The 26446-nt window shown below is 62.2% G+C and carries 30 protein-coding genes and 1 tRNA gene; 25 read left to right on the forward strand and 6 right to left on the reverse strand.

Annotation, left to right across the window (positions count from 1 at the left end; all coding sequences use genetic code 11):
- Positions 1-184 precede the first annotated feature (184 nt).
- On the forward strand, positions 185-1279 hold the full coding sequence (locus B5V03_RS12510; RefSeq protein WP_129270549.1) for an HD-GYP domain-containing protein: 1095 nt from the start codon (positions 185-187) through the stop codon (positions 1277-1279).
- A gap of 10 nt (positions 1280-1289) precedes the next feature.
- Here B5V03_RS12510 and B5V03_RS12515 read toward each other — a convergent pair whose 3' ends face one another.
- Positions 1290-2870, reverse strand: coding sequence for an AMP-binding protein (locus B5V03_RS12515; RefSeq protein WP_129270551.1), 1581 nt, complete (start codon positions 2868-2870; stop codon positions 1290-1292).
- Positions 2871-3074: 204 nt separating this feature from the next.
- On the reverse strand, positions 3075-3494 hold the full coding sequence (locus tag B5V03_RS12520) for a VOC family protein (RefSeq protein WP_129270554.1): 420 nt from the start codon (positions 3492-3494) through the stop codon (positions 3075-3077).
- A gap of 143 nt (positions 3495-3637) precedes the next feature.
- On the opposite strand from B5V03_RS12520, the gene B5V03_RS12525 reads away from it, so the two are divergent.
- From B5V03_RS12525 to B5V03_RS12550, 6 genes are all read left to right on the forward strand, one after another.
- Positions 3638-4612 (forward strand): Bug family tripartite tricarboxylate transporter substrate binding protein, encoded by a 975-nt coding sequence (locus B5V03_RS12525; protein ID WP_129270556.1) that lies wholly within the window; start codon positions 3638-3640, stop codon positions 4610-4612.
- 150 nt (positions 4613-4762) lie between these two features.
- Positions 4763-5041, forward strand: coding sequence for a DUF3551 domain-containing protein (locus tag B5V03_RS12530; protein WP_129270558.1), 279 nt, complete (start codon positions 4763-4765; stop codon positions 5039-5041).
- A gap of 113 nt (positions 5042-5154) precedes the next feature.
- Positions 5155-5607 carry an ArsR/SmtB family transcription factor gene (locus B5V03_RS12535; protein ID WP_164987953.1) on the forward strand — a complete coding sequence of 151 codons (453 nt, stop codon included), beginning with the start codon at positions 5155-5157 and terminating at the stop codon, positions 5605-5607.
- Positions 5607-5951, forward strand: a complete 345-nt coding sequence (locus B5V03_RS12540) for an SRPBCC family protein (protein ID WP_245502229.1) — start codon at positions 5607-5609, stop codon at positions 5949-5951. The genes B5V03_RS12535 and B5V03_RS12540 overlap by 1 nt, the downstream gene beginning before the upstream one ends.
- Before the next feature lie 16 nt (positions 5952-5967).
- Positions 5968-6705, forward strand: coding sequence for a DUF899 domain-containing protein (locus tag B5V03_RS12545; RefSeq protein ID WP_129270562.1), 738 nt, complete (start codon positions 5968-5970; stop codon positions 6703-6705).
- 158 nt (positions 6706-6863) lie between these two features.
- A complete protein-coding gene (locus B5V03_RS12550) occupies positions 6864-8402 on the forward strand; it encodes a caspase family protein (protein WP_164987954.1) in 1539 nt (512 codons plus the stop codon).
- A 106-nt stretch (positions 8403-8508) separates the two neighbouring features.
- On the opposite strand, the gene B5V03_RS12555 is transcribed toward B5V03_RS12550, so the two are convergent.
- The gene (locus tag B5V03_RS12555) at positions 8509-9753 is read right to left on the reverse strand and encodes a S1C family serine protease (protein WP_129270566.1); all 1245 of its coding nucleotides are present in this window, start codon (positions 9751-9753) and stop codon (positions 8509-8511) included.
- A 197-nt stretch (positions 9754-9950) separates the two neighbouring features.
- Between B5V03_RS12555 and B5V03_RS12560 the strand changes: the two genes are divergently transcribed.
- The 5 genes from B5V03_RS12560 (at position 9951) to B5V03_RS12580 (ending at position 12915) form a co-directional block, all read left to right on the forward strand.
- Positions 9951-10568, forward strand: a complete 618-nt coding sequence (locus tag B5V03_RS12560; protein WP_129270568.1) for a hypothetical protein — start codon at positions 9951-9953, stop codon at positions 10566-10568.
- Positions 10555-10929 (forward strand): transcriptional regulator, encoded by a 375-nt coding sequence (locus B5V03_RS12565; protein WP_164987955.1) that lies wholly within the window; start codon positions 10555-10557, stop codon positions 10927-10929. The genes B5V03_RS12560 and B5V03_RS12565 overlap by 14 nt, the downstream gene beginning before the upstream one ends.
- A gap of 30 nt (positions 10930-10959) precedes the next feature.
- On the forward strand, positions 10960-11700 hold the full coding sequence (locus tag B5V03_RS12570) for a di-trans,poly-cis-decaprenylcistransferase (protein WP_129270572.1): 741 nt from the start codon (positions 10960-10962) through the stop codon (positions 11698-11700).
- Between the two features lie 121 nt (positions 11701-11821).
- Complete coding sequence (locus B5V03_RS12575; RefSeq protein ID WP_164987956.1) at positions 11822-12349, forward strand: GNAT family N-acetyltransferase; 528 nt, start codon at positions 11822-11824, stop codon at positions 12347-12349.
- Positions 12350-12426: 77 nt separating this feature from the next.
- On the forward strand, positions 12427-12915 hold the full coding sequence (locus tag B5V03_RS12580; protein WP_129270576.1) for a Crp/Fnr family transcriptional regulator: 489 nt from the start codon (positions 12427-12429) through the stop codon (positions 12913-12915).
- Here the strand turns inward: B5V03_RS12580 and B5V03_RS12585 are convergent.
- Positions 12854-13681, reverse strand: coding sequence for a metallophosphoesterase family protein (locus B5V03_RS12585; protein WP_129270578.1), 828 nt, complete (start codon positions 13679-13681; stop codon positions 12854-12856). The two genes, B5V03_RS12580 and B5V03_RS12585, sit on opposite strands and share 62 nt — an antisense overlap.
- Positions 13682-13856: 175 nt before the next feature.
- Here B5V03_RS12585 and B5V03_RS12590 point away from each other — a divergent pair, with 175 nt between their 5' ends.
- From B5V03_RS12590 to B5V03_RS12620, 6 genes are all read left to right on the forward strand, one after another.
- On the forward strand, positions 13857-14546 hold the full coding sequence (locus tag B5V03_RS12590) for a DNA-3-methyladenine glycosylase I (protein ID WP_129270580.1): 690 nt from the start codon (positions 13857-13859) through the stop codon (positions 14544-14546).
- A 25-nt stretch (positions 14547-14571) separates the two neighbouring features.
- Positions 14572-14865, forward strand: coding sequence for a DUF1330 domain-containing protein (locus B5V03_RS12595; RefSeq protein ID WP_129270582.1), 294 nt, complete (start codon positions 14572-14574; stop codon positions 14863-14865).
- Between the two features lie 202 nt (positions 14866-15067).
- A complete protein-coding gene (locus B5V03_RS12600; RefSeq protein WP_129270584.1) occupies positions 15068-15361 on the forward strand; it encodes a hypothetical protein in 294 nt (97 codons plus the stop codon).
- Positions 15362-15614: 253 nt separating this feature from the next.
- The gene (locus B5V03_RS12605; protein WP_164987957.1) at positions 15615-15842 is read left to right on the forward strand and encodes a DUF3551 domain-containing protein; all 228 of its coding nucleotides are present in this window, start codon (positions 15615-15617) and stop codon (positions 15840-15842) included.
- A gap of 389 nt (positions 15843-16231) precedes the next feature.
- The gene (locus B5V03_RS12615; RefSeq protein ID WP_129270590.1) at positions 16232-16615 is read left to right on the forward strand and encodes an SHOCT domain-containing protein; all 384 of its coding nucleotides are present in this window, start codon (positions 16232-16234) and stop codon (positions 16613-16615) included.
- A 704-nt stretch (positions 16616-17319) separates the two neighbouring features.
- Positions 17320-17784, forward strand: coding sequence for a universal stress protein (locus B5V03_RS12620; RefSeq protein ID WP_129270591.1), 465 nt, complete (start codon positions 17320-17322; stop codon positions 17782-17784).
- A gap of 68 nt (positions 17785-17852) precedes the next feature.
- Here B5V03_RS12620 and dinB read toward each other — a convergent pair whose 3' ends face one another.
- Entirely contained in the window at positions 17853-18953 is a 1101-nt protein-coding gene (gene dinB / locus B5V03_RS12625; RefSeq protein ID WP_129270593.1) for a DNA polymerase IV, read from the reverse strand.
- A 168-nt stretch (positions 18954-19121) separates the two neighbouring features.
- On the opposite strand from dinB, the gene B5V03_RS42280 reads away from it, so the two are divergent.
- Together B5V03_RS42280 and B5V03_RS12635 are read left to right on the forward strand one after the other, a co-directional pair.
- Complete coding sequence (locus B5V03_RS42280; RefSeq protein WP_245502231.1) at positions 19122-19193, forward strand: hypothetical protein; 72 nt, start codon at positions 19122-19124, stop codon at positions 19191-19193.
- A gap of 94 nt (positions 19194-19287) precedes the next feature.
- On the forward strand, positions 19288-19497 hold the full coding sequence (locus B5V03_RS12635; RefSeq protein WP_129270595.1) for a hypothetical protein: 210 nt from the start codon (positions 19288-19290) through the stop codon (positions 19495-19497).
- A 70-nt stretch (positions 19498-19567) separates the two neighbouring features.
- Here B5V03_RS12635 and B5V03_RS41430 read toward each other — a convergent pair.
- Positions 19568-19638, reverse strand: a tRNA-Arg gene (locus tag B5V03_RS41430).
- A gap of 133 nt (positions 19639-19771) precedes the next feature.
- Between B5V03_RS41430 and B5V03_RS12640 the strand changes: the two genes are divergently transcribed.
- From B5V03_RS12640 to B5V03_RS12665, 5 genes are all read left to right on the forward strand, one after another.
- Positions 19772-21043: a tyrosine-type recombinase/integrase gene (locus B5V03_RS12640; RefSeq protein WP_129270597.1), complete on the forward strand. Its 1272-nt coding sequence runs from the start codon at positions 19772-19774 to the stop codon at positions 21041-21043.
- An 88-nt stretch (positions 21044-21131) separates the two neighbouring features.
- The gene (locus B5V03_RS12645) at positions 21132-22031 is read left to right on the forward strand and encodes a hypothetical protein (protein WP_129270599.1); all 900 of its coding nucleotides are present in this window, start codon (positions 21132-21134) and stop codon (positions 22029-22031) included.
- A gap of 478 nt (positions 22032-22509) precedes the next feature.
- Positions 22510-22701, forward strand: a complete 192-nt coding sequence (locus tag B5V03_RS12655; RefSeq protein ID WP_129270601.1) for a hypothetical protein — start codon at positions 22510-22512, stop codon at positions 22699-22701.
- Positions 22698-23009 (forward strand): HTH domain-containing protein, encoded by a 312-nt coding sequence (locus tag B5V03_RS12660; RefSeq protein WP_129270603.1) that lies wholly within the window; start codon positions 22698-22700, stop codon positions 23007-23009. Before B5V03_RS12655 ends, B5V03_RS12660 begins: the two co-directional genes overlap by 4 nt.
- A complete protein-coding gene (locus B5V03_RS12665; protein WP_129270605.1) occupies positions 23009-25801 on the forward strand; it encodes a DUF927 domain-containing protein in 2793 nt (930 codons plus the stop codon). Before B5V03_RS12660 ends, B5V03_RS12665 begins: the two co-directional genes overlap by 1 nt.
- Positions 25802-26446: the final 645 nt, after the last annotated feature.

Here is a 26446-nt window from a genome sequence, read left to right on the forward strand (position 1 = left end):
CAATGCCCTCTCTACTGTGCATGGGGTTGTTTTCAACGTTTGGCGGTTCCCCCCCCACGGAACCCGAATTCCGTAAAATTGCATGCATTTCCCAAAGCTTCCATTGAGCACGCCTCTTAAGGGCCGGAGAACCTGATCCGGCTTAGGCTGACGCCAAATCCCGTCCCGTGCTTTTGGGGAAGCCATGAACGCGCCAGCCAAATCCGCCGCAAAACGCCGGCTTCTGCTCGCCTCCGACCGGAGCGACGAGAGCACCGAGCTCGCCAGCATCTTGAAGGCGGTCGGCGACGTCGCGACGGTGACGACGCAGGAGATTCCCGAGCAGCCCTCGCGCGATCTCTCCGGTCTCGTCGTCGACATCAATCTGCGCTCGCCCGAGAGCGTGCAGCGGGTGCGCAACAAGCTGCGCGGCGATGCCTATCGCACGATGCCGCGGCTGTTCGTGCTGGCCGATGCGCTTCACCACGGCACCATGCAGGCTTGGGCGCTGGGCGCCACCGACACGATCTCGCGGCCGCTCCAGCCCGAGGACATCCTGCAGCGCATCCGCGCTGCCTTCCCGGATACCGCGACCTATGACGCGACCGATCGCGGCAAGACGCTCAACCGCGGCGTCGAGGCGGCGCATGCGGTGCTGAAGAAGATGTTCGAGAAGCTGCCGCTCGGCGTGCCCTTGACCTTCGACGACGTCATCGCCGCCGAGAGCAAGATCTTGAAGGCGATCAAGCACTCCTCGCTGCGCGAATGGCTGACGACGGTCGGCTGCCACCATGTCGGCAGCTATCGTCACTGCCTGTTCGTCACCGGCTTTGCCGTCTCCTTCGCGCAGCACCTGGGCATGCGCGAGGACGACCAGCGCCGCCTGACTCGCGCTGCGCTGCTGCACGACGTCGGCAAGGCCTTCGTTCCCTCCGTGCTGCTCGACAAGCCCGGCAAGCTCACCGACGAGGAGATGGCCGAAGTCCGCCAGCATCCGCGCCGCGGTTATGATGCGCTCGCAGCCCAGGGCGGCTTCCCGCCGGAGATGCTCGACGTCGTCCTGCATCATCACGAATTCCTCGACGGCAGCGGCTATCCCAACGGCCTGTCGTCGAACCAGATCAGCGACATCGTGCGGGTTACGACCATCGTCGACATCTACGCCGCTCTGGTTGAGAAGCGCGCCTACCGGATGCCCTTCACCCACGCGCGCGCCTTCACGATGATGGAAGGGATGGGCAGCAAACTCGATCAGCAGCTGTTGCAGGCGTTCCGCCCGGTGGCGCTGGGATCATTCTGATCCGGCGCCGCTACCCCACCAACTTCCGCAGTTCAGCCTTCGCCACCTTCTCCAGCGTCGAGCGCGGCATGTCGTCGACGAGCCGGATCTCGCGCGGCACCTTGAAGTCGGCGAGGCCCTTGCGGCAGGCGGCCATCACGCTGTCCTGCAGATCCGGCGCGGCGCCCGCGACGCCGCCATGCGGGATGATGAAGACGACCGGCACCTCGTCCAGCATCGGATGCTTCTTGGCGACCACCGCCGCTTCGCGCACACCGGGGACGAGCGCGATCACCTGCTCGATCTCGGACGCCGCGACGTTCTCGCCGCCGACCTTCAGCATGTCCTTGGCGCGATCGCCGAACTTGATGAAGCCGTTTGTCAGGCGCTCGACGCGGTCGCCGGTGAGAAAGAAGCCGTGCGCGTCAAAGCTTTCGCGCGTCGCCGTCTCGTTGTGCAGATATTCGGCGAACAGCGACAGGCCGGGGATGCCCTTGATCGCGAGATTGCCGGTGTCGCCGATTTCGGTCGGCCGCCCATCATCGTCGGTGATGCGGATCTGATATTCCGGCGCGGCGCGGCCGATCGACATCGGGATATTGGGCTGATCGACCTCGCCGATGATGCCGTGGGTGATGGTCTCGGTCATGCCCCACCAGCCGATCATCTTGACGCCGAGGGCGGCGAAGGCCGGCGGCTCGTTGATGGCGGTACCCCACAGGCGGAATTTGTGATCCCCGGGGATCTCCTGCTCGAGCAGCGCCTTCATGCAGAACGGAATGGTCGAGGTCCAGGTCGAGCCGTGCTCGCGCGCGACGCCCCAGAACCTGCTTGCCGAGAAACGCGGCTGGATCACGCACGTCGCGCCGACCCACAGCGTCGCCAGCATGGAATAGGCCAGCGCATTGGTGTGGAACAGCGGCAGATAGGCTTGGTGCACGTCGCTGGCATGCAGGTTCTCATGCGCGGCGTTGATCTTGGCGCCCCACAATGCGTTGGCGTGGGTCCACAACACAGCCTTCGGCCGCGACGTCGTGCCCGACGTATACTGCACGCTGCATGGCGCCAGCGGATCGGCCGCGCGCTTGGGACGATCAGCACTGTTGGCGAACAGCGCCTCAAAGCTGTCGCCGCGTGAGACTGCCTGCGCGGGCGCCGCACCGGCATCATGCGACGTCGCCGCCATCCAGCGAATGTTGCGGCAGTTCTGCGCGACGATCTCCGCATAGGCCGGCTGTGTGATCGCAGCGACGGCGCCGCAATGATCGGCAAAATACGCGATCTCCGCCGGCGCCGAACGGGTGTTGGTGGTGACCGCGATGGCCCCCAGCTCGACGCAGGCAAACCAGGCCAGAAGCGCCTCGATGCAATTGTCGAGATGGATGAGCACATATTCGCCGGGCTTGACGCCGCGCTTAACCAGCCCCGCCGCGAGCGCGCCGACCCGCTCGTGAAATTCGCCATAGCTCCAGCGCCGCGCCGGCGCGTCGAACGGCGCCCAGATCAGGAACGGATGTGAGCTGCGCACCTCGGCCCGCATCCTCAGGAGCCAGGGCACGTCGAGCCCGTCGAACGGACCCACGATTCCGGCTGTAGTCTGTTGAAGTGGCATGGCTCCTCCCGTGCAGCCTGCATCTTGATGGCGGCTGCTTTTTAATGATTGCGTCTTCCTGCCATCGGACGGCGCGGGGCGCAAATCGGGGGCGCGGTCTCTCCGCCGTCATTGCGACGAAGCAATCCAGACTGTCACCGCGGCGGCCGTCTGGATTGCTTCGCTACGGTCGCAATGACGGTGTTTGGGGTGGGCCGCGTGGCCCTACCGCCCGCCGTCCGCGTACGACGAAATCTCGATCAGGCTCCCGTCCGGATCCCGGCAATAGACCGAGCGCAGCGTGCCACGGGCGCCCTGCTTGGGAACCGGGCCTTCCTCGATCGCGACACCATGTGCCTTCAAATGCGCCACCACCTCGTCGGGCGCGGCGGAGGTCAGGAAGCACAGATCCTCGCTGCCGGCGGTCTGGTGATCGGCGGTGAACCACTCGACCTTGTCGGCATCGCGCGGCCGGACGTTGATCTTCTGGTTACCGAATTGAAGAGAAGTCCGCGGCGCTTTGCCGCCGCCGGGGTCGAACACCTTGACTTCCATGCCGAGAATCTTGCGGTACCACTCGGTGGTCACAGCGACGTCGGCGACGTTGATCACGAGATGATCGAGAGCTTCGACCTTGACCGGCATGCCTTATCCTTTCGTCGTGATGTGCGCCGCACACTATCCGCCTGCGGCAAGCTTTGTTACAACCGCAATGACGCCACTTTGAAGATATCCGGCCCTTCAAGAACAACGCTCTTTGAAGAACAACAATTGGGAGAAGCCTTGAGATGATCACTCGCCGTACCGCGCTGGGCCTGCTTGCCGCCACGCCTCTTGCAGCCAGCCCGCTGTCGAAGGCCCTTGCCGCCGACTATCCGTCCCGGCCCGTGAAATGGGTGGTCGGCTATCCGCCGGGCGGGGCCACCGACATCCTGGCGCGGCTGATCGGCCAGCGGCTGTCGGAAAAATTCGGACAGCAATTCATCATCGAGAACAAGCCCGGCGCCGGCAACAATATCGGCACCGAATCGGTCATCAACGCCGAGCCCGACGGCTACACGCTGCAGTTGGTCAATCCGGCCAACTTCATCAACGCCTCGCTCTACACCAACCTGAAGTTCAACTTCGTGCGCGACATCGCGCCGGTCGCCTCGTTCCAGCGCGTGCCGAACGTGTTGACCGTCAACAAGGACGTGCCGGCCAAGACCGTCGCCGAGTTCATCGAATACGTGAAGGCCAATCCCGGCAAGGTCAACATGGCCTCGTCGGGCAACGGCACCTCGGTGCATCTGTCCGGCGAGATGTTCATGGCGATGACCGGCTGCAAGATGCAGCACGTGCCCTATCGCGGCGCGGCGCTCGCGATCACCGACATGATCGGCGGCCAGGTGCAGGTGATCTTCGACAACATGCCCTCGATCATCCAGCACATCCGTTCGGGCTCGCTGCGCGCGATCGGTGTCACCACGGCGGAGCGTTCGGTGCAACTGCCCGACGTGCCCGCGATCGGGGAGACCGTGAAGGACTACGAAGCGAGCGCGCTGTTCGGCATGGGTGCGCCGAAGAACACGCCGAAGGAGATCATCGCCAAGCTCAACAGTGAGATCAACGCGCTCATGAAGGAGCCCGACATGACCAAGCGCCTGGTCGAGCTCGGCGGCGACCCGCGGGTGCAGACGCCGGAGGCGTTCGGCGCGGAGATCGAAGCCGAGACCGCGAAGTGGAAGAAGGTCGTCGAGTTCGCCGGCCTGAAGGTCGAGTAGCGATCTTGTGATGGCGAGAAATGGAGCCCTGCCATCAGGCAGGGCTTTTTTCTTGCGTGGTCTGTCCCGTCGGTCTGGAATAAAACGGCGGGGCGAAACCTGATGATAGATGGCGCCGTATCTCGCGCCACCAAGAGAGGAGTTGGGATCATGCGCAAGACGCAATTGGCGCTGCTGACGCTCGGCGCGACGGTCCTTGCCGGTATCGCCACCGTCACGCCCGCCGCGGCCCGCGACTATCCCTGGTGCGCGCAGGGCGGCGAATATGACTATCCCGGCGAATGCGCCTACAGCACCTATGAGCAATGCCAGGCGAGCGTCTCCGGCCGGCTGCTCTACTGCGGACCCAATCCGCGCGTCGCCTACGGGCAGGCGCCGCAGCCTCAGCCGCAACCACGCCGGCGCACGCGGCCCGTCGCGCCGTACTAGCCGCGCCATTGCCGCTCTGACGGTCGGGCCTAGTCCCGATCAAAATCGTCGTGCAGGCCCGGGAACGCGGGTTCCTGCTTGACGCTTCGTCGTTCGTGTCTATACTAAACCATATGGTTAAGTATCAGGACGCGGCCCTCGACCGAACCTTTGCGGCGCTCTCCGATCCGACGCGGCGTGCACTTCTCGCCCGTCTCGGCGAGCAGGACAGCCTGTCGGTGAGCGAGCTGGCGTCGCCGTTTCCGGTCTCGCTGCCGGCGATCATGAAGCATCTCGATGTGCTCACGGATGCAGGCCTGATCGTGCGGGAGAAGACCGGGCGCACGGTCTCCTGCCGGCTCACGGCACAGCCGATGGAGCAGGCGATGAGCTGGCTCAATCGCTATGCGCAGTTCTGGTCCGAGAAATTCGACCGCCTTGCCACCTTCGTGGAGGAAGAGACATGGCCAACGCAGCCGTCAACACCGATCCCCGCACAGCCGAACCACCAAGCCTCACGCTCACGCGCCGGCTCCGCGCGCGGCCGGAAAATGTCTACGCCGCCTGGACGCAAGCCGCGCAACTGATGCAATGGTTCGGGCCGCCGAACATGACGCCGGCGACGCTGAATGCCGAGCTCGACGTCCGCGCCGGCGGCCGCTATCGCATCAGCTTCACCCGCGATGACGGTGAATATTTCGAGGCCGCCGGCACCTATCGCGAGGTCGTGCCGAACGAGCGCCTGGTGTTCACCTGGGCCTGGCACTCGACGCCGGAGCGCGAATCGCTGGTGACAATCTCGCTGAAGCCGGACAGCGACGGCACGCTGATGGTGTTCCATCACGCCCAGTTCTTCGACGAGACCGCGCGCGACAACCACCAGCGCGGCTGGGGTTCGTTCTTCGACAAGCTCGATGCCTTCGTTGCCTGACCTCATGGAGGACACCATGCAGCAACATCAAATCGTTTCGCGCGAGCAATGGATCGCGGCCCGCAAAGTCCATCTGGCGCATGAGAAGGAGTTTTCGCAGGCCCGCGAGCGCCTTGCCGAGGAGCGTCGCGCGTTGCCCTGGGTCAAGGTTAAGAAGGCCTATATGTTCGAGGGATCAAACGGGAAGGTGACGCTTGGTGATCTCTTCAAGGGCCGACCGCAGCTCGTGGTTCAGCACGTGATGTTCGCACCCGACTGGGAGGCCGCCTGCAAGAGCTGCTCGTTCTGGGCCGACGGTCTTGATCGCATGGCGCCGCACCTCGCCGCGCGCGATACTGCGATGGTTGCGATCTCGCTGGCGCCAGTCGCAAAGCTCGAGGCCTTCAAGACGCGGATGGGCTGGAGCTTCGACTGGGTCTCCTCGGGCGGCAACGACTTCAACCACGACTACGAAGTCTCGTTCACCCGCGAAGAGATCGACAAGGGTGTGCCAAAGTACAATTTCGGCACGACGCCGTTCTACGGCCCGGAGCTGCCCGGCATCAGCGTGTTCTTCCGCAACGAGGCGGGCGAGATTTTTCACACCTATTCCTGCTTCGCCCGCGGTCTCGACATGATGAACGCGGCCTATCAGTATCTCGACCTCACGCCGCTCGGCCGTCACGAGCAGGGCCTGCCCTATCCGATGGACTGGGTCCGCCTGCGCGACCAGTACGAGCCGGAGGCGGCGAAGGGGGCGTGCTGCCACGGGTGAAATCACTGCGACAGCGGCGGTTCGGTCCGTCTCGGCAGCGGTAACACGGAAAAATAGCTTATCGCGGGCGATGTTTTCCGCTAAGTTGCTGAAGTTGCGACCGTCAATTTAGACGTTTGTTGGACCTGCCTTGGCGGTTGATGAGACCGGGGCGTGTCATGATCCAATCGATTTTACTGAAGACCCTCGACTCGATACCGCTGCCGTTGATCGTGGGTCTAATCATTGTCTTGAGCTGGGGTTGGCTGGTCAGCCAGCTGAAATCACTGCCTAGCTCGGGTCATTCGATTAGAGAGCGATCCTTCTGGATCGTTCTTGGTGTCGTGTTGATTGCCGAAGTATCGTGGTTTGCCTACAAGATCGTCGATGAGCGCTCGCTTGGTGTTCGGTTCACCGACAAGGAGTTCGGCGTCTACGTCGTCCAATTCGATAACGATAAGGACGGCACGGCCACGCGCCTGTTTGCTGCGATCCTAGAATCTTCGCTGAGATCCGAGGCGCCGAACACGCGCACCGTCTCAGTACGTAGTTCGACGAAGAAATTTCCCGACGAGGATGCCGCCTCGATTTTCGAGGCGACCAAGGCGGCCGTCATTATTGAGGGCGTGCTGGACCAATCGGACAAGTTACTTCCCAAGTTCATCAAGCAGGGAGAGTCAGACTGGCAAGCCATTCGGAATTTCATCGACCTACGTCGTCCAGCGGAGTTCGTCGACGTCATAAAATCGAGCCTCCCTAGCTATCGAAACACGCAGGACCTCTGGCTACAGAACGAACTGGCAGGGCTGCGAAAGCAGATGGAGGCTCAGAGCCAAGCCATTCTTGACGTTCAATCGCAGCTCTCGGCTTTGAAGAACAAAAACGTCACGGCCAATCTGGCACCCCAGACTCTGGTGCGATCTGGCGTGCGAGGCAAAGGCCTCATCGTAGGCATCAATGCCTATCAGAATAATGCTCGCTTGGCGTTTGCCCGCAGTGACGCTGAGGCGATGGAGTTTGCACTGAAATCAAGCGGCCTTGAGACGATCTCGCTTCTGGACGAAGCCGCGACGAAAGCGAAGATATCGGATGTCTTCGCCGAGACACTTCGGAATCGGCTGAGAGAGGAAGATGTTTTTGTGTTCTACTTTGCTGGTCACGGTGTCTCGGTGCCGACTCACTCAGGGCAAAAGGCGGGATACATCTGTCCGGTGGAATCGAATTCCGAGAAGGTGGTAGCAACGTGCATCAGCATGGGAGAAATTGGTGAGTGGCTCTCGTTGCTGAAATCGAGAACCGTCGTCCTAATTCTCGACACTTGCGTATCCGGTCTCATTGCGCAAAAGCTCGTTGGTCCTCTTGGTGGTTCTCGCGGCCTCATCACAAAGAAGAGCATTCCGCCTCCCGCCATTTTCCCCGCGCTGGATGGAAAGACTGTTGTGGTGCTCACGGCGGGAGAGCCGGATCAGCTATCGACTGAGCTGCCAGCCCTGCAGCATGGTGTGTTCACTTTCTATTTTCTGCAGGGAATGCAGGGCGGCGCCGACATCAAGGCAAATGGCAAAATATCGCTTAAAGACCTCTACGAATATACCTGGACCAGGGTCGAGAATGCGACCGCGGGGAAACAGACGCCGACGTTGAATATCTGGGGAGATCCTGATGTCTATCTCGTCGGGCAGCAGGTCGATGCGGATCTGCAACTTCCCCCTCGTTGAGCCGGGTCACCGGATGACATAGACGACGACGTTCGAAATGATCGAGGAGGATGGCGGCGGACAAGGCGCAATTCTGCCCGTCCCGCCGGATTCGCGGTCGCAACAGCTACCTCTTCGCGTCGGCCTGCTCCGTCGCGTTGCACGAGATCAGCATCGTGTAGGGCCGCGCGTTGCCGGCGATGTCGGTGGTCTTGAGCTCGGCCTTCGGCTCCGCGGTCTGGTAAGGCACCACGGAATTGTCGAGGAAGTCGCGCAGCGCGCCGGTCTTGATCGCGAAGTTGATGTTTTCAGGGATGTCGCCGGTCGCAGCGGCGATGCGCAGTGCGGGGATCTTCGCGGTTACCACGCCCACGATCTGCCCGGTGGTGTCGAACAGCGGGCCGCCGCTATTGCCGGGCTGCACCGGCGCGCTGATTTGCAGGAAACGCGTGTCGTTGCGCATGCCGCTGAGCGAACTCGCGATACCGGTCGTCACGGTGAAATCCGACGTGAGCAAGCCATGGAAAGGAAAACCGATGGCGATGACGGAATCGCCAGAGCGGATCGCGCGGTCGCGGATCCGTGCAAAGTCCTTGAATGTCGTGGTCGACGGTGCCTGCAACAGAGCGAGATCGTTGTTGGCATCGCTCGATACGACACGCAGCACCATCGCGGCCTCGCCGGTGAGATTGCCCTTGATGTCGCCGACGCAGCCATCGATCACATGGTTGTTGGTGACGATGTGTCCGTTGCCGCTGACCACAAAGCCTGTGCCGCTCTTGGTCAGGGTCGCTTTGCCGCGGGCCGGTGGCGCCTGTTTGTCCGGCGCCGCTTGCGGCTTGGCAGCGATCTTGGTGAAGTCGCCGGCCTTGCTCAGGCCGTCGGCCTTCACTTTGGTCACGCAATTGGCCAATGCCGCGATCACGGGCCCGGTCGAGGTCAGGTCGAAGTTCAGGACGGTGCGGCCGCTCGTCGCGACCATGAGGCTTGCCTTCTGAAACGTGCGCACGACATTTGCCGGCATGACGGATGTGAGCATGTTCGGCTGGTTGGCCGTGGCGAACAATCTCGCCTGCTCCCGCCCGTCGAAGATGACGTCGATCGCGGCGTTCTCGCCCTGCTTGAACTGGTAGCTGGGGCTCGCAAAGCTCAGGATCCATGAGCCGGCCGTGTTCTGGCCAATGACCAGAATGACGCCATTGGCGTAGGGTGCGGTTGCCGCGCAATGCGAGAAGGCGCCCGTCTCGTCATTGCTGAAGGCACCGCCGATCCAGTTGCCGACGTTGATGGAGCCGAACGGCCCCTTCGCATGCGCGATTCCGGCGATACCGACCTGCAACAGAGACGCAACGACAAATGACTTAAACCACATACTTCCCCCCGAACGTATCTGCGTCCATCTTATCCGCGGGAGAAGGCGCGGCGCAACCGGCAGTTGTTCCTGCGGAGCGACCTTGCAGCAGCGACAATCGGCCTTGCCTTTACTTTGCGATGCTATATACTTTGCAATACAAAGTAGCGGATGGACAATCCCGGACAACTGGGCGGAGCGGGGTTTTGGCGTTGCCGATGCGCGATCTCGACAAGGCACTGGCCGACATCGTGGCGATCCGCAGCCAGATTGCGGCCGGCACGGCGTTCCGCGGCTACGGCCCGGCGGCGATGGCTGCGACCGGCGCCGTCGCGCTTCTCACTGCGGTCCTGCAATTCTGGCTGCTCGGCGATCCCACAAGCGCGCCGCTCGGCTTCTTCTTCGGCTGGCTCATCGCTGCCGCGCTTTCCGGCCTGATCATCGGCATCGAGATGCGCGCGCGCTCGCGCCGTCATCATTCGGGTCTGGCCGATGCCATGATCCACCAGGCGGTCGAGCAGTTCCTGCCCGCCGGCGTTGCTGGTGTGCTGCTTGCCGTGGTGCTGTGGAAGTTCGCGAGCGAGGCGCTGTGGCTGCTGCCGGGCCTGTGGCAGATCCTGGTGTCGCTCGGCATCTTCGCCTCCGTCCGTTCGCTGCCGCGCACGGTCGCGCTCGCGGGCGCCTGGTATTTCGTTTCCGGCTTCGCGGTCGTGGTGCTCGCGAGCCAAACCCACACGCTATCGCCATGGACCATGGGACTGCCTTTCGTGATCGGGCAGTCGGTGATGGCGGGCATCCTGTATTTCGCGTCCGGAGACAATGATGTCGAAGACTGACAGCGCGCCGTTCTCATATGAAGGGCTCGACCGCGTCATCCACGAGAAGGCGAGGCTCGGGCTTCTGACTTCGCTGATGGCGCATCCCAAGGGTCTTGCGTTCGCCGATCTCAAGCAGCTCTGCGGCCTCACCGACGGCAATCTCAGCCGACATCTCGCCGTGCTCCAGGAAGCCGGGCTCGTCGAGGTGACCAAGGGCTATGAGGGCAATCGCCCGCACACCACCTGCCGTTTGACCAAGGCCGGCCGCCGCCGCTTCCTCGACTATCTCGCCGTGCTCGAGCGTCTGGTGCGCGACGCTGCCAAAGCCGCCGGCCGCGAGGCGCCATCGCTCGGACGCCTCGGCATCATCTCGACCTGATCTTCCCCTTTTTTGACCGGAGACTTTGCAATGCAAAGTAACGTCACGTCCCAGAACGAGAAGCTTCATGTCGGCATCATCATGGACGGCAACGGCAGATGGGCGACACGGCGCGGTCTGTCGCGCCTGCGCGGCCACGAGGCCGGCGTCGAGACGATCCGCCGCATCGTCGAGGCTGCGCCCAAGCAGGGCATCGGCACGCTGACGCTCTATGCGTTCTCCACCGACAATTGGCGCCGCCCCAAGGCCGAGGTCGCTGCGCTGATGACGCTCTTGCGCTTCTATCTCGCCAACGAAGTGCAGAGCCTGGTCAAGAACGGCGTGCGCCTCACCGTGATCGGCCGCCGCGATCGGCTGCCCGATGGCATCGCGAGCGCGATCACGCGTGCCGAACAGGCGACCGCACCGGGCAGCACGCTTCACCTACGTATCGCCGTCGACTATTCCGCGCGCGATGCCATCCTCAACGCCGCGGCGAAGGCGGCGGCGCTGACGAGCCTCACCCGCGAAGCCTTCTCGCAGCTCGTCACCGGCGAGGCGGGCTTGCGCGACGTCGATCTCATCATCCGCACCTCCGGCGAGAAGCGGCTGTCGGACTTCCTGCTCTGGGAAGGCGCCTATGCCGAGTTGCACTTCACCGAGCGGATGTGGCCGGAATTCGAGGCGAGCGATCTCGCTGCGGCTCTCGCCTCCTTCCATGGCCGCGAGCGCCGCTTCGGCGGTCTTCAGGCCATCATGCCCGAGGAAGTACCCTCACTCTCCCGTGTGTGACGCAACGCGCAGGAAAACGCGCTGTTCGTTTCCAGCCGCATGATTGGCAGCGATGTCCAAGCCGCCGGCGTGCGGCCCCGGTTAGGTGTGCGGTCCACGCCACCTGCCGCGAGCCCTGCGCATGTCACCGCTATCTCTGGATGCCCTTGTCGAGCCGAACGGGACGAAAGGCATTGTCTGCATCAGGGTGGCCGATGCATCCGATGTGGAATGCCTCTCGATCTATTTCACCGGCCTTTCCGCGACGACGCGCAACAAGCGTTTCATGGGCGCGCGCGCCGACCTCGCGGCGGTCGCGGCCGAATGCGTAGCAAAGGCCGGTCATCCCGATCATTTCACCCTGCTCGCCGAGCTCAGGCAGGAGGGGCAGCGCACGATCATCGGTGAGACGCGCTACGCCTATGATCCGGCCGCGCGGCATGGTGATTTCGCCATCTCCGTTGCCGATGTCTTCCAGCGCAAAGGCGTGGGCCTCCGGATGATGACGTCGATGGAGAGGCACGCGAGCAATCTCGGCCACGAGATGATTGCGGCCGAGACCACGCGGGTGAACGCTGAAATGCGCGGCCTTGCGAAGAAGGCCGGTTTCGAGGATACCGGCCTGGGAGACTGGCAGTCCGTTAATTTCGCAAAGCGCCTGTCTCGGTAGCCCTCCGCGCGTTGCCGCATGGCACGGATCGTGCTCTAGTATCGCCTGGATGTCCCCAGCGATGGGAGCTTTTGGCGATGCGCGCAGTTCTGGATCATTGCACCGGCGGCACGGAGCGGCAGGTTGCGGCCGGCACGGTCGTCGTCAGCGAGGGCGGCACCAGCAGCGGCCACCTCTACGTGCTCGTGGAAGGCAAGCTCGAAGTGCTCAAGAGCGACATGGTGGTCGCGACGATCGCCGAGCCCGGCGCCGTGTTCGGCGAGATGTCCGTGCTGCTCGGTCTGCCGCATACCGCAACGGTACGGGCCAGCGAGAATTCGGTCATCTATGAGTTCGAGGACGCGGCGTCGTTCCTCATCCAGCGGCCGGAGGTCGCGCTGCTGCTGGCGCGCACGCTGGCGCAGCGGCTCAACGTCGCCAACACCTATCTGGCCGATCTCAAGCGGCAATATGCCGGCCACGGCACGCATCTGGCCATGGTCGGCGAGGTGCTCCAGAGCATGATCAACCTGCCGCCGCTCGAGGTCTCGCCAGGCTCGGATCGGCAATCCGACCCAAGGATGTGAGCCAGTCCGGCGGCTCTTCGATATACGACGCCGGCCGCCTCAGTGGCGCGTCGAGGTCGATCCACTGTGCCTCGCCAGCCGCGAGCCAGAACGCCTTGTTGGCATCGAGATCGAGCACGATGTGCGTCGGCGGCCGTCCCGGTTGCAGGCCGGCGTTGAAGACCCAGCTCTCGCCCAGCCGGTCGAACCACGAACCGTCGGTGATGAAGGGTGACTGGTGCACATGGCCCGAGATCACCATCGCCGGCTGATACTGCATGATCCACTGCACCAGCTCGACATCGCCGAAGAAGCGCTTGCCGCCCCAGCTCGTCGGCGAATTCGCCGGCGGCGCGTGATGCGCCCAGATCCAGCGCTGTGGACGATTGACCGCGGCGTCGCGCAGCTGCTCGACGATGCGCTGCTTGGCCAGCGGACCATCCCACCACGGGCACACCGTGAACAGCGTGTCGCCGAGCGTGAGATTGTCCCCGTCGCAGGCGATGCCAAGCTCCCGCGCCTCCGCGATCCAGCGCGAGATTTTTTCGCCCTCCGCATTGCGCTCGTCGAGGTCGTGATTGCCGGAGCAGAGGATCACGCGGGTCTGCGCCGTGAGCAGCGCAAGATATTTCTTCACCACCACGATCTGCGCGCGAAAATCCACCATCGAGCCGATGTCGAGCGCATCGCCGGCGAAGATCACGAGGTCGAACTGCGGCGCCGCGCTGACAAGCCAGTCGAGCTGCGGCAGCGAGTAATGCAGGTCGGCCACGACCAGGCAGCGCATTGAAAATCCGTTTGCGTTCGAAAATGTCGGGGAAATTCCAAAAGCTTATGAAGCAAGAAGCAGACCAGCATGGCCGCTTTCACTCGTCAATGCAATGAGATGCGGGGGCGGATATCGCAGGGCTGGACCGGATCGTCGAATTCTGATGTCGTGGCCGTCTCAACGCGGTGACCGCATGACCTCCTTCAAGACGATTCGTGCCCGCGCCGAGAAGCGCAAGGGCGGCCCCAAGGCGCTCGACAAGCTGATGCCTGACAAGCCCGACCTGAAGGGTCTCGCAAAACTCGGCGACGACCGCATCCTCGCCGAGATGACGAAGCGGGTGTTTTGCGCGGGCTTTGCCTGGAGCGTGATCGATTCGAAATGGGACGGCTTTGAAGAGGCCTTCCTGCGTTTCAAGCCGGCCGAACTCACCTTCCAGCCAGAAGAGTATTGGGAGAGCCTGTTGCGCGATGCGCGCATCGTGCGCAACGGCGCCAAGATCATGTCGGTGCGCGACAATGCCATCTTCGTGCAGGAGATCGCCAAAGAACACGGCAGCTTCGGCAAGTTTCTGGCGAAGTGGCCGCCGTCTAACGAGATCGGTCTGCTCGACCTCCTCACCAAGCGCGGCAGCCGGCTCGGGGGCAACAGCGGCCAGATGCTGCTGCGCTTCGTCGGCTGGGATGGTTTTGTGACCTCCAGGGACGTGGCGATTTGCCTGCGCGACGCCGGCCTCGATATCGCCGACGAGGTCAAGTCCAAGGGCGATCTCGCAAAAGTGCAGGCGCAGTTCAACGCCTGGGCCGAGGAGACCGGCCTGTCCTACACATATCTGTCACGCATCTGCGCGCTCTCGGTCGGCGAGAACCGCAGCGAGCACTAGGTCAAGAAAAACCAGGAGATACAAAATGGCCAAAGCCTATTGGGTTGCGACCTACCGCGCGATCAAGAATCCCGACGCCATGGCGGCTTACGCAAAACTGTCACGTCCGGCGATCGAAGCCGCCGGCGGCCGCGTGCTTGCGCGCGGGATGCCGGCTGCTGCCTTCGAACATGGCCAGATGGAACGCGTCGTCCTCATCGAGTTCGACAGCGTCGTGAGCGCTTTGGCGGCGTATGAAAGCCCCGCCTACAAGGCCGCTCACGACTTGCTCGGCGATGGCGCGGATCGTGACATCCGGATCGTCGAAGCCGCCGACTAGCAGCGGCGGATCGTGTGCATCGTGTGGCGATCTCGTGCCGCGAACGCGGCGGATGAAACTCGCGATCACGAAATACATTTTTCCGGAACATTTGTGCGCAGCACCCGTTCGGGAGTCTGAGCCAGGCGATACACAGCGGCGCAGGGAACGCCCGCTCTGGTTCAACTCAATGAAATCCAACACGACAGAAACGGAGCAGCCCATGAAGCTCACTTCGGAACAAGTGAAGCAGACCGTCAACCAGCTCGGCGCCCAGGTGCTGCCCGACGAACATCCCGCCATGCCGCAGCTCAACAGCATGTTCGGCGAGCACACCTTCTTCGTCGACGAGACGGGCCTGAAGGTGCTCGAACCCACGCCGTCTCTCGCCGCCGAACGCCAGACCGGCGAAGTCGTCAGCCTTGCCGACTGGAGCGATGCGGATCTGACGCGCCTGATGGCGCACGAGCCGGAGCCGACCGGCGTGATCGTGGTGTTCGAGCATGTGAGGCATTGACCATTGCTGGTCGTGAAGGAAGATCAGATCGGCGGGGGGAAACCCCGCCGTGAAGGCAGTGAGGTGTGTGAACGCGCCGTCAATTGATACGATTGACTTCAGGTAGCCCCGAGCTTGAGATTTTCGCTAAAGCCTGAGCACTTTCGTTCCAGGTCGCATCAATAAACGCCCTAGCGTCTTTCAAGGGCTTTTACTGGCGGTACCGCCTCGCGTCGCCGGTATAATTCGCCTCCATCCATCCGTGGAGGTCGATATGCATCGTGCCGTTCCGATGCTGGCGTTGCTTGCCACATTTTTATCCGTCGTATTCTCTGGGCAGGCCCAGTCGGCCCAGACGGATCGATACTGCCTGCAAGGTCGCAGCTGGGGCTTTCCGGGCAATTGCCAGTTCGCCACCCGTCAACAATGCCTGGCCGCTGCTTCGGGCACGTCCGCCGCTTGCGGCCTCAATCCGCGCTATGCCGCTTCGCGGCGGCGCTAATCACCGCTCGAAGATAAGCCATTCGGCGCTACCGCACGGCGGAAGCGACCAACCGAGAAAGGCATCCGCGGATGCGAAAGCTTGCGCTGTTCGTCATTCTGCTCTCGTTCGCGGGAATGTTTCCTTCGAGCGAATCGTACGCTCAGAGTGCGCTTCGGGGTGCGGTCATCGGTGGTGCCATCGGCGGTCGTCGCGGCGCCGCCATAGGAGCTACGGCCGGAGCGATCGCCGGCGCCCACCGGCGACACCAGCATTGGCACAGATATTATTGGCGGAACGGCGGCTGCTGGTACCGCTCGAGCAGCGGAAGGTCGCACCGCGTGTCGCATCGGTACTGCCGTTAAGTGCAACCACGGGATCGAGAGCAGTCATTCAACGAGGGGATCGCAATGTTCTTCGCCCAAGAAGGATTCACCTATCGAAATTTCCTGATGGACATGATTGCGATATTCGCATTCGTTGTCTGGTTCTGGCTGCTGATCGTCATCTATGGCGACCTGTTCAGGCGCCACGACATCTCCGGATGGGGCAAGGCGCTATGGGTGCTCGCACTGGTCCTGACCTCCTACCTGGGCATCTTCGCCTACCTGATCACCCAGGGGAGAGGCATGGCCGAACGTAACGCCGAGCAGGCGCAACGGGCGCGCGACGAATTGCGACACATAGTCGGCTTTAGTGTCGCAGACGAAATCACCAAGCTCGATCAGCTGAAAAAATCGGGATCCATAACCGATGCCGAGTACGGGCGGCTTCGCACCAAGCTGGTCTCTTAGGGCCTGGGAGATGAAGGATGCGCTGGACCGGCCGCGATGGCTGCTGTCGGGTTTTGGAATTGGATACGCTGTGTCCGCGCAGAACCGGGCATCCGCATCGAACCGGCTTCGATCGTCGATAGCCATAGGTTCCGGGGCGGTAGTTGCCCTCTAACTTCCCTTCGGTCCGATCGGGCCCGCCGGTCCGGGCGGTCCTGGAGGACCCGCCGGTCCAGGAGGACCGGGGAGGCCGCAATTTTGTATGACCACATCTCTCGTATCAGGTCCGGACGTGATCTTCACGATGCAGGTGGAGGGAAATTCCGGTCCGATCCACCGAAACCCTCCAGTCGAAGTGCTCTCGACCTTGACGGTCTTACTCGGGCTGATCTTGATCTCCACGCCGGGCTCGCGGGGCCGCCTGACGCGTCCGACGATGACCAACTCGCCCTGCGATATGGTGGCCGTCGTGATCAGTATTTCCGCATGTGCGCTTCCAGTGCACATCATCGCATAGGTGATCATAAGAGCTGCGACGGTGCCGATGGGCTTCGCGAGCATCATCATTCTCTCCTGCTTGCAGGTCGCCTAACAAATCGCGTCTCGTGCCAAGTGTCGAGTCGTGGTTTGAAGCGAACGACCAAACGCCGTCGAGCCGATAGCTCTCAAATTCTAGATAGATTGTCAGAACCGAAGCAACGTAGCCAAGTCAGGGGAGGCCCCAAATGTACGCCAATATTCTCTTGAGCACGGATGGATCGGATGTCGCGAGAAAGGGCGTTGAGCACGGGATTGCTTTGGCAAAGGCCCTGAACGCCAAGGTGACAGTCATCACCGTAACGGAAGCGCTGCCGATCGACTATGGCGGCGGACACGACTCAGGATGGATTCCCTCGCAGCAGGAGATTGATAGATTCGACGCAGCCTGCAAGGAACGCGCGGGCAAAGTGCTCAATGAAGCTCGCGCAACGGCGGAGCAGATCGGTGTATCTGCGGAACTCTTGCATGTTCCGAATGCGCACCCGGCCACGGCGATTATCGAAACGGCAAAGTCCAGAGGCTGCGGCTTGATCGTCATGGCCTCTCATGGGCGTCGCGGCTTCAGGAAGTTTTTTTTGGGGAGCCAAACATCGGAGGTCCTGGCGGACGGAAGCGTGCCGGTGTTGGTCGTCAGTGGTGGACAAAAGTGATCGTGCAGGGATCGACTTGCATCGGTGGCGGGTTCGAAAAATCCTGCCACTGTCATTGCCAGTCCGGTTCAGATGCCGAAAGTCAGCTGCGGCTCCGTATCATCCCCGTCCTGAAGGGAAGACAGCGAGACCCCCAGCAGCCTGACGGGCTTGGGCGGCGGCGTCTCGACTTCGAGCAGGCCGCAGGCCAGCCGCTCCAACTCGTCCCGGCCTGCAACCGCCGCCGGGACGGACCTGCTGCGCGTGATGATCTCGAAGTCGGCGAATTTGATCTTCAGGGTGACGGTGCGGCCGCGGTTGCCGGTCGTCTCGCAATGACGCCAGACCTTGTCGACGAGCGGCTTGAGCTCGGCGACCAGCGTGTCGAATTCGTCGAGGTCGGTCGAGAACGTGGTCTCCGCGCCGATCGACTTGCGGATCCGGTTGGCCCGGACCGGCCGCTCGTCGACACCGCGTGAGATCCAATAATAGTACGCGCCGGACTTGCCGAAATTCGCGTTCATGAACTCCAGCGTCTGGTTGCGGATGTCGAGGCCGGTGAACAGGCCGAGCGCGTTCATCTTCGCACTCGTCGCCGGGCCTATCCCATGGAATTTTCCGACGGGCAGGGTTTCGACGAACGCAGGTCCCATCTCCGGCGAGATCACGAACTGGCCGTTCGGCTTGCGATGATCGGAGGCGAGTTTTGCCAGAAACTTGTTGTAGGAGATGCCTGCGGAAGCGTTGAGGCCGGTCTCGGCTTTGATTGTCTCGCGGATCCGCAGCGCGACGTCGCGTGCCAGCGGGATGCCTTGTAGATTCTCCGTCACATCGAGATAGGCCTCGTCGAGCGACAGCGGCTCGATAACAGGCGTATGCTGGGCAAAGATGTCGCGGATCTGTCTGGAGATCGCCTTGTAGACCTCGAAGCGCGGCTTGACGAAGATCAGGTCGGGACATTGCCGCTTCGCCGTCACCGACGGCATCGCCGAGCGAACACCGAACTTGCGGGCCTCGTAGCTGGCGGCGGCGACGACGCCGCGTTCCGCTGAGCCTCCGACGGCGACCGGTTGTCCGCGCAGCTCCGGATTGTCGCGCTGTTCCACCGACGCATAGAAGGCATCCATGTCGATATGGATGATCTTGCGGACGGGCGGGGCGTCGCCAGTCGCCGTGTCGGATTCGCGCATGGAAAGATGATACTATTGCGCCAAGAGAAGCGCGAGGTGGAAGCGCGAGGTCATGGATGTTTCGATTGTCGGTCTTCGTCGTCGGCGTGGTCGGCATCGGCTGGCTGATCGGCGCGACCGTGACCTAAATCGCTCTCGAGACATCACGAGACAAGGCTCGCCGCGGCACTGTTCGCACCTTACGCAGCCTGGGTCGCGTTTGCCGGCGTGCCCAATGCGGCAATCTGGCGTTTGAATTGAGAAATTCAGTCTCGACCGGTTCAAAAAGCAATCTCAGGCTTGTGAGTGGCAAGCCTAGGCATGCGATCCTACATCAGCGTGCAGAGGACAGACCATGCAATACAGCTCCGAGCTCATTCAGACCATGCGCCAGGCACTCGAGACCGTGATGGCGAGCGTACCGGCCCATCAATCGGTGTTCGGTCTGAAAGCAGCCGTGGCCGAATGCATCCTCAACGCGGCCGCACACGGCCAGACGTCATACGACGGACTGGTGCAGTCCGCCTCCGACCAGATCCAGTCGATTATTTCGATGTTGACGTGAGCGCGCGCTTGGATGGCGCACGCTGCTCTCAAGTCACAATCGGGGTGGTTGGGAAGGCGGTGCCATGGAGTGGCGCACCCGACACGATTCGAACGTGTGACCTTTGCCTTCGGAGGGCAAAGGTGGGCAGATTGCCCCTGCTTACCTGAAATCCCTTGGAATTGATCGCCCTCAGATATAGGCTGAAATCGGCCTGATTTGGGGGCTACGGTCGTTGCTTCGAATTTCCCCCGTTTTCTGGCGCCTGCTTACCTGGTGCTTACCCGAGGGAAAGTTGCCCAAGCTGACTAAACGCATCGTTGATGCTGCGGAAACCACCGGGAAGGATGTCTTCCTCTGGGATGACGAACTTCGTGGGTTCGGCCTGCGCGTCAAGAAAAGCGGCGCAAAGTCCTTTGTTGTCCAGTACCGGAATGCCAATGGGCGTAGCCGGCGGCTCACCTTGGGCCGTTATGGTGTCCTGACCCCAGAAGAAGCCCGCAGAGACGCCAAGCTGGCCCTTGTAGACGTCGTCAGGGGCTCAGATCCCGTTGAGAGCAAGAAGCTCGCCCGCGGCGCCATGACGATGGAGGAGCTTTGCAGAGAATACCTGGATAAGGCCAAACGCGGCCTGATCCTCACCCGCCGCGGCGAGACGAAGAGCGAGACCACCCTGTATAGCGACAAGGGACGCATCGAACGCCACATAATCAAGCTCGTCGGAAAGAAGACCGTAAAGGGCTTCACCCCCACCGATGCCAAGGGCCTTCAGCGGGACATCATCGCCGGAAAGTCCGCGGTCGACGTCAAGACCAAAACCCGAGGGCGAGCGATTGTAACAGGTGGCAAGGGAACCGCCGCCCGGACGATGGGCCTGCTAGGCGGCATATTCAGCTACGCAGTCGATGAGGGCTATCGGCCCGACAACCCTATAAAGGGGATCAGGCGGCCGAAGGATCAGACCCGGGAATGGCGCTTGGATGACGCCGGCTATCGTCGTCTCGGAAGGTGCCTCGGGACGGCCGAGGCAAACGGCGAACATTGGCAGCGTGTTCTCGCAAGCCGCACGTCGGCAATGACGGGCTGCCGCCTGGATGAGCTGGAAAGCCTCTTAAAGACCGAGGTGGATCCGGTCGGGATGGCCCTCCGTCTCGGTGACAGCAAGACAGGCAAGAGTATCCGCCCTGTTGGGCCGACTGTCATTGCCGTCCTGAAGGCCGCAATGGCCAAATCAAAGTCAAAATACGTATTCCCCGCTATCACGACCGAAGCCAAGCATCACACCGGCCTGACTCGATGGCTTCAGAAAGTGTCAGCGAAGGAAGTGCCTGGCATTACCAACCACGGCCTCCGGCATTCCTTCAGCTCCACAGCTGAGGATCTCGGCTACACCATACCAACGATCAAGGCCCTCATTGGCCATTCCAAGAAGGGGAATGTGACCATGGGCTACATTCACAAGATTGATTCGGCGCTGCTGGCAGCTGCCGACCGCATCGCCCGGCACATCGATGATGCCATGCATGGAAGGAAACAGAGCAAGGTCGTCCAGTTTCGGAAGGCCTGATTAATCGGCGCGGCTAGGGTAGCTCCCGAAAAGCTGGTCCGCACCAGCCTGCCGCGTCGTCAAAATGCGGAGCACAAGCGGAAGTGCAATGAGCGTCGAGATAATACATAAACAACTTAGCCTGCGCGCTGAGTTCTGGAAGAAGTCACTTGGTTGGCCAGACGATAACGCCTCGTACGTATTCCTTGGCCGAGCGGTCCACGCGATGGGCAAGTCGATGTTTGGAGTCGACTGGACGGGTGATGAGCCCTGTCGCGACCCCGTGCCGAACCTCTCGGTTTTCCCGGAGAGGTCTGGCTGGCGGGCTCGCCTCGTCCATGATCTGCTAGTCAAGCACCATCCGGAACATAACCGACAGCCGCGCAAACCGTATCAGCACTCTTTCGAGTTTTCCGGCAAAGAGTGGATGGATGCCGTGATGATCGTTAAAAAGCTCAAGGACGAGAGAACGCCTGAACTTCGTCGCCTCCTTGAAGTGCAAGATCGGATAAAGCATCTTGCAGAAGCCGGCTTTCTTATTACCGCCATCCGTGAGAAAGCCGGCGGCGATCCGACACCCGTTCCGCGAGGCTGGTGGAACTCGGAGCGCATTCGCGATCGATTCGATCTCTGCCAGTTGAGGCCTGATGATCCATACAACTTGGGAATCGGTAGCGACCCCTTCCAATGGATTTTCGTCACCCGCGAAAGCCTGATGAGCTGCGCTCCTGGTGGCCTTGCCGAGGGCGAGCAAGCTGTCAAACCTGCCGCAACGACATTGGCCGCCGCTCTGCCTGTGGAGGAGTCAGCAAAGGCTCCCCGCCGTCTCGCCGAGGCAAAGATCGAGCCCGCGTTCCGGCGCTGGAGGGAGCAGCAGCCCGAAGGCTATATCCCGACCGAGGACGAAGATATTGCTCACATGAAGCAGCTGGGGGTCGGCCGAGACAAGGTGCGCCAACTCCGCAAGGGATTCCCCACCCGCGGGCGAGGTGAGAAAAAGTCCGGCTAACGCGCAGCCATATACGCGGGCTAATCCGCGGTCCAAATCCGCAGCGATTACAGCCGCGCATCTTTACCGCGGATTTCTCGGCGCTCCATTTACCTCGCACCCACGGAGATTGATCCGTGATTATGCGAGACGACAATGGATACTGACGACGCAAACATGAATGAGCGGCACCTTCGTAGGAAGGAGGCCGCGAAGTACGTGACAGACACGTACAACGTCCCCTGCTCCCCCAAAACGTTGGCGAAGCTCGCCTGCATCAGTTCGGAAGGCCCGCCCTTTCGGCTCGCGGGGCGTTTTCCACTTTACCCCATCTCCGGCCTCGACGCCTGGGCACAGAGGAAGATCGGACCCTTGGTCAGATCGACCTCCGAAGTTCGTCGCGTCGCCTGACCCAACCCCTCTCAAATGAAAACCCGGCTGCACGATCCACATCTTGGCGGATCAGATCATGCGTACCGGGCTTCCAAGGATTTATAACGTGAAGACGAATACCAAACGAATCCGAACATCACAATCCGTTTCTGACCTGCCACTCTTCTCGTGGCGCGTCACCCTCCTGCAGCCGAACAGCCGCGCCGGCCTGTTCGTCGCCCGCCGCTATCGCGTTCATCCGGCCTTCGCTGATCTGATCGCCAACCTGGCAGGCCTCGGAAGCGAGGTGCGTCAATGAGCTATCCCGATAGCCCCGGCTTCAAAGCCATCGGTCCCGGCAGCGAAGCCGCACTCAAGGTGGCGCAACGGGCCTCCACCGTTCGCGAGCGAGTGCTTCAGTTTCTCCGATCGCACCATCCGGCGAGTTTCACGCCGGACCAAATCGCCGACCGCCTCAACATCAACTTCCTGACTGTCAGGCCGCGGATCTCCGAACTGCACTTGCAGGGAGAGATCGAGCCAGACGGCACGCGAGGCAAGAATACGTCCGGCATGTCGGCCCAGTGCTGGCGAGCGGCGAAGATTTCAGCGGGAGGAGCCCGTTGATGGGAAAGATCATGGAAAGCTTCAATGGCGCCCAGCGCATCGACTTCAAGGCCGTCAGCTCGGCGGCGCTCAATGCATTGGACGTCGTCATCCCGCAGTTGCTACCAGGTGGACGCCGCGAGTCCGGCGAGTGGGTTGCGCGGAACCCCACGCGCAACGATGCGAAGCCGGGCAGCTTCAAAGTGAACCTGAGGAACGGTGTCTGGTGTGATTTCGCCACCGGCGACAAGGGCGGCGACGTCATCGATCTCAAGGCGTACCTCGACGGCAAATCGAAGCTGGATGCGGCGCGAGACCTCGCATCGATGTTGAACGTCCAATCTGCTGGCACCAACCTGACCGGAAACGTACGCGATCACCAGCCGAGGGTGACAGCAAATGTTGCGGCCACACCAGCGGAAGCTAGGAACGTGCCTGTCTTCCCGCCACGGACGAAGCCTGACGAGGATGGCAAGCCCCGATTCATGGCGGCCGGGGACGAGGGCCCGCGCCAGCGCGACAACGAGAAGCGGCGCCACGTCTATAAGTGCGGCGGCGTGCCTGTTCGTATCAAGATCATGACGAACGGCGAGCAGCGGGCCTTCAACGCATATCGCGTTGCGGACGTAGATGGCCGCACGGGTTGGCAGTATCGCAAGCCCGATGGCTATAAGTCCGTCCCCTATGTGGCGGGTGATCTCGACGGCTCGAGCACGGTCTTCTGGCCCGAGGGCGAGAAGGACGTCGATTCGGTCGGCAAGCGCGGCGGCTGCGCCCTCACGTTCGGCGGCGTCGGCGACGGATTGCCAGCGGGCTGCGAGCAGCACTTCGCGAGAAAGCATCTCGTCATCCTGGCAGACAACGATGAGGAGGGATCGGACCACGCCGATGCAAAGGCGGCGCTCGCATTCGGCGTCGCTGAGAGCGTACGGGTAGTACGGTTCGCAGAACTTGAGAAGAAGCAGGACGTGTCCGACTGGTTCGAAGCCGGGCACTCACTCCAGGATCTCGAGGAAAAGGCGCGGACGATCGAGGAGTGCAAACCCTCCACGGAAGAGCCGAGCCAGGACGAGGAGCGTATCAACGCGCGGGCCGAGAGGAAGTCGGCTCTGCCTGTAGGCTACAGCTTCTCTGATCGCGGCCTGATGTGGAGCAATCCGGACGATCTCGACAAGCCCGCGATCTTGGTCGCCGGCCACTTTGATATCGTGGCGGAGACCCGCGACGCCGAAGGGGCAAGCTGGGGCGTTTTGCTGCACTGGAAGGACCATGATGGCCGCGACCACCAGTTCGCCCTGCCGCGGGCGACCTTGGCCGGGGACGGCTCAGAGGCTCGCCGGATCCTGATGGACGGCGGGTTCTTCATCTCGCCCAGCAACACCGCTCGGAACCTCTTCAACTCGTTCCTGCTTCAGGTGAGGTCGCCGAAGCGCGCCAGTGCGACCCAGCGCGTCGGTTGGCACGGCAACTCATTCGTTATGCCGGACGAGTGCTTCGCCGTTGACGATCGAGATCTCTTGCTGCTGCAGAGTGCGTCCGCTCACGAGCATCCCTTTCGTCAGTCAGGTAGCCTTGGAAGCTGGCAACAGAATGTAGCTCGGTACGCCGTCGGCAATAGCCGGCTGGTGCTGGCGCTGTCCGCGGCCTTCGCGGGTCCGCTGGTTGGCCCCTGTGCTGCCGAGGGCGGAGGAGTTCACTTCAAGGGAGCTTCGTCCACCGGCAAGAGCACGGCCCTGCATGTCGCCGGCAGCGTCTGGGGTGGCGGCGATACCAATGGCTACGTGCGTTCGTGGCGGTCCACGGCAAACGGTCTCGAAGGCGTCTCACTGGCGCATTGCGACACGTTGCTGTGTCTGGACGAACTCTCCCAGCTCGCCGCCAAGGACGCGGGAGAGGCCGCATACATGCTCGCCAACGGCTCGGGCAAGTCGCGGAGCATGCGCGACGGCACGGCTCGCCGGGCAGCGAAGTGGCGCGTCCTCTTCCTGTCTTCGGGTGAAATCGGGCTGTCCGACAAGGTCGCCGAAGACGGCCGCGGCAAGCGCCTGGCAGCCGGTCAGCAGATCAGGATCGTGGACGTGTCGGCTGATGCCGGCGCCGGGATGGGGATGTTCGAAAAGCTGCATGGGTTCGCCTCAGCTGAGGCTCTCGCAGTCCATTTCAAGACTGCAACCCAGCAGCATTATGGTGTCGCCGCCAGAGAATACCTATCCGCGATCGTCCCCGAGATCGATGAGATCCGGAAGATCGTCAAGGACGTCGTGAAGAGCTTCTGTGAAACCTACGTGCCGGCAGGAGCGGACGGGCAGGTTGGTCGCGTGGCCCAGCGGTTCGGCCTCATCGCCGCCGGCGGAGAGATCGCGACCCTGTACGGCATCCTGCCCTGGTCGCGGGGGGACGCCGTGAAGGCTGCAGCCCTGTGCTTCGAGCAGTGGCTCGCAGCGCGCGGTGGGCATGAAGCAGCCGAGACGGCCGCCGGAATGGAGCAGGTGAGAACCTTCCTCCTGAAGGACGGCATGTCACGCTTCATCCCCGCGTGGGAGGAGAACTCGCCCAAAGGGATGCAGGCTCGCGACGTCGCCGGCTTCAGGGAGCAGATGGGCGATGGCTGGGACTTCTATGTCACCACCACGGCCTGGAAGGAAATCTGCGCCGGGCTCGACCCGCGCCGTGTCGCAGCGACGCTGAGGCAGAAGGGCTACGTCGAGGGCGAAGGCTCTCACATGGCGAAGTCAGTTCGCGTGCCCGAGTACGGAAAGATGCGCCTCTACCACATCCGATCGACCTTCCTGGAGGATGCAAATGAAGCATGACTTGCAAGCCTTCTCCCGGGACATCGTGGCCTTCATGAAAACAAGTGGGGACAGTGGTGGCAGTGGGGACACTTCCGAGAAGTCCCTGCGACACAAGGGCTTTTCTGTCCCCACTCAAGATAGGACCGTGTCCCCACTCGTTTTTGAGTGGGGACAGCCCCCGGCGGCGAGTGGGGACAGAAAACCGCAGCAAATTGAATCGGTTACGCGAGTTGTCCCCAGTGTCCCCACTGCCACCACTAATTTCGAAGAGGGGCGAACGACCCAATTCTTCGAGGACGACCCGGCCGGATGGCATGCAATTCTGCGGCAGCTGAAGCGGATGCAGGTCCCCGATTGGGCGGGCGCAGAGCGATGGTCTCAGATGATTGAGGACGCCAATGCCTTCCTGTCGAACTGGGATCGTGCCGCTTGCGATCTCGGCTGGACCGCTCTCGATTTGTTCGGCGTTCACGCCGTCGCACCAGGATGCCGATACGATGTCATGGGCCTGGCGATGTTGCTGGGAGGCGGGACCGTGTTCGCCCTGACCGATCAGACGGCGGCATTCCGTCGGAGGTCGGGATCGACGCTCACTTTTAGGCGGAAGCCTACCGCGGGTGCGGTTCTCGTTTGCGGAGGTCAGCATGCAATCCGCTGAGGAGA

It is taken from the genome of Bradyrhizobium betae (assembly GCF_004123905.1).
Taxonomy (GTDB): domain Bacteria; phylum Pseudomonadota; class Alphaproteobacteria; order Rhizobiales; family Xanthobacteraceae; genus Bradyrhizobium; species Bradyrhizobium betae_A.

What these genes read in the sequence shown, in the direction of transcription:
- B5V03_RS12530 (WP_129270558.1), top strand. Translation starts at nt 4,763, where the DNA reads ATGCGCAAGACGCAATTGGCGCTGCTGACGCTCGGCGCGACGGTCCTT.
- B5V03_RS12635 (WP_129270595.1), top strand. Translation starts at nt 19,288, where the DNA reads ATGCAATACAGCTCCGAGCTCATTCAGACCATGCGCCAGGCACTCGAG.
- B5V03_RS12525 (WP_129270556.1), top strand. Translation starts at nt 3,638, where the DNA reads ATGATCACTCGCCGTACCGCGCTGGGCCTGCTTGCCGCCACGCCTCTT.
- B5V03_RS12590 (WP_129270580.1), top strand. Translation starts at nt 13,857, where the DNA reads ATGACCTCCTTCAAGACGATTCGTGCCCGCGCCGAGAAGCGCAAGGGC.
- B5V03_RS12605 (WP_164987957.1), top strand. Translation starts at nt 15,615, where the DNA reads ATGCATCGTGCCGTTCCGATGCTGGCGTTGCTTGCCACATTTTTATCC.
- B5V03_RS12545 (WP_129270562.1), top strand. Translation starts at nt 5,968, where the DNA reads ATGCAGCAACATCAAATCGTTTCGCGCGAGCAATGGATCGCGGCCCGC.
- B5V03_RS12555 (WP_129270566.1), bottom strand. Translation starts at nt 9,753, where the DNA reads ATGTGGTTTAAGTCATTTGTCGTTGCGTCTCTGTTGCAGGTCGGTATC.
- B5V03_RS12550 (WP_164987954.1), top strand. Translation starts at nt 6,864, where the DNA reads ATGATCCAATCGATTTTACTGAAGACCCTCGACTCGATACCGCTGCCG.
- B5V03_RS12535 (WP_164987953.1), top strand. Translation starts at nt 5,155, where the DNA reads ATGGTTAAGTATCAGGACGCGGCCCTCGACCGAACCTTTGCGGCGCTC.
- B5V03_RS12565 (WP_164987955.1), top strand. Translation starts at nt 10,555, where the DNA reads ATGTCGAAGACTGACAGCGCGCCGTTCTCATATGAAGGGCTCGACCGC.
- B5V03_RS12570 (WP_129270572.1), top strand. Translation starts at nt 10,960, where the DNA reads ATGCAAAGTAACGTCACGTCCCAGAACGAGAAGCTTCATGTCGGCATC.
- B5V03_RS12580 (WP_129270576.1), top strand. Translation starts at nt 12,427, where the DNA reads ATGCGCGCAGTTCTGGATCATTGCACCGGCGGCACGGAGCGGCAGGTT.
- B5V03_RS12510 (WP_129270549.1), top strand. Translation starts at nt 185, where the DNA reads ATGAACGCGCCAGCCAAATCCGCCGCAAAACGCCGGCTTCTGCTCGCC.
- B5V03_RS12665 (WP_129270605.1), top strand. Translation starts at nt 23,009, where the DNA reads ATGGGAAAGATCATGGAAAGCTTCAATGGCGCCCAGCGCATCGACTTC.
- B5V03_RS12645 (WP_129270599.1), top strand. Translation starts at nt 21,132, where the DNA reads ATGAGCGTCGAGATAATACATAAACAACTTAGCCTGCGCGCTGAGTTC.
- B5V03_RS12515 (WP_129270551.1), bottom strand. Translation starts at nt 2,870, where the DNA reads ATGCCACTTCAACAGACTACAGCCGGAATCGTGGGTCCGTTCGACGGG.
- B5V03_RS12575 (WP_164987956.1), top strand. Translation starts at nt 11,822, where the DNA reads ATGTCACCGCTATCTCTGGATGCCCTTGTCGAGCCGAACGGGACGAAA.
- B5V03_RS12560 (WP_129270568.1), top strand. Translation starts at nt 9,951, where the DNA reads ATGCGCGATCTCGACAAGGCACTGGCCGACATCGTGGCGATCCGCAGC.
- B5V03_RS12660 (WP_129270603.1), top strand. Translation starts at nt 22,698, where the DNA reads ATGAGCTATCCCGATAGCCCCGGCTTCAAAGCCATCGGTCCCGGCAGC.
- B5V03_RS12520 (WP_129270554.1), bottom strand. Translation starts at nt 3,494, where the DNA reads ATGCCGGTCAAGGTCGAAGCTCTCGATCATCTCGTGATCAACGTCGCC.
- B5V03_RS12600 (WP_129270584.1), top strand. Translation starts at nt 15,068, where the DNA reads ATGAAGCTCACTTCGGAACAAGTGAAGCAGACCGTCAACCAGCTCGGC.
- B5V03_RS12540 (WP_245502229.1), top strand. Translation starts at nt 5,607, where the DNA reads ATGCAATGGTTCGGGCCGCCGAACATGACGCCGGCGACGCTGAATGCC.
- B5V03_RS12585 (WP_129270578.1), bottom strand. Translation starts at nt 13,681, where the DNA reads ATGCGCTGCCTGGTCGTGGCCGACCTGCATTACTCGCTGCCGCAGCTC.
- B5V03_RS12615 (WP_129270590.1), top strand. Translation starts at nt 16,232, where the DNA reads ATGTTCTTCGCCCAAGAAGGATTCACCTATCGAAATTTCCTGATGGAC.
- B5V03_RS12595 (WP_129270582.1), top strand. Translation starts at nt 14,572, where the DNA reads ATGGCCAAAGCCTATTGGGTTGCGACCTACCGCGCGATCAAGAATCCC.
- B5V03_RS12620 (WP_129270591.1), top strand. Translation starts at nt 17,320, where the DNA reads ATGTACGCCAATATTCTCTTGAGCACGGATGGATCGGATGTCGCGAGA.
- dinB (WP_129270593.1), bottom strand. Translation starts at nt 18,953, where the DNA reads ATGCGCGAATCCGACACGGCGACTGGCGACGCCCCGCCCGTCCGCAAG.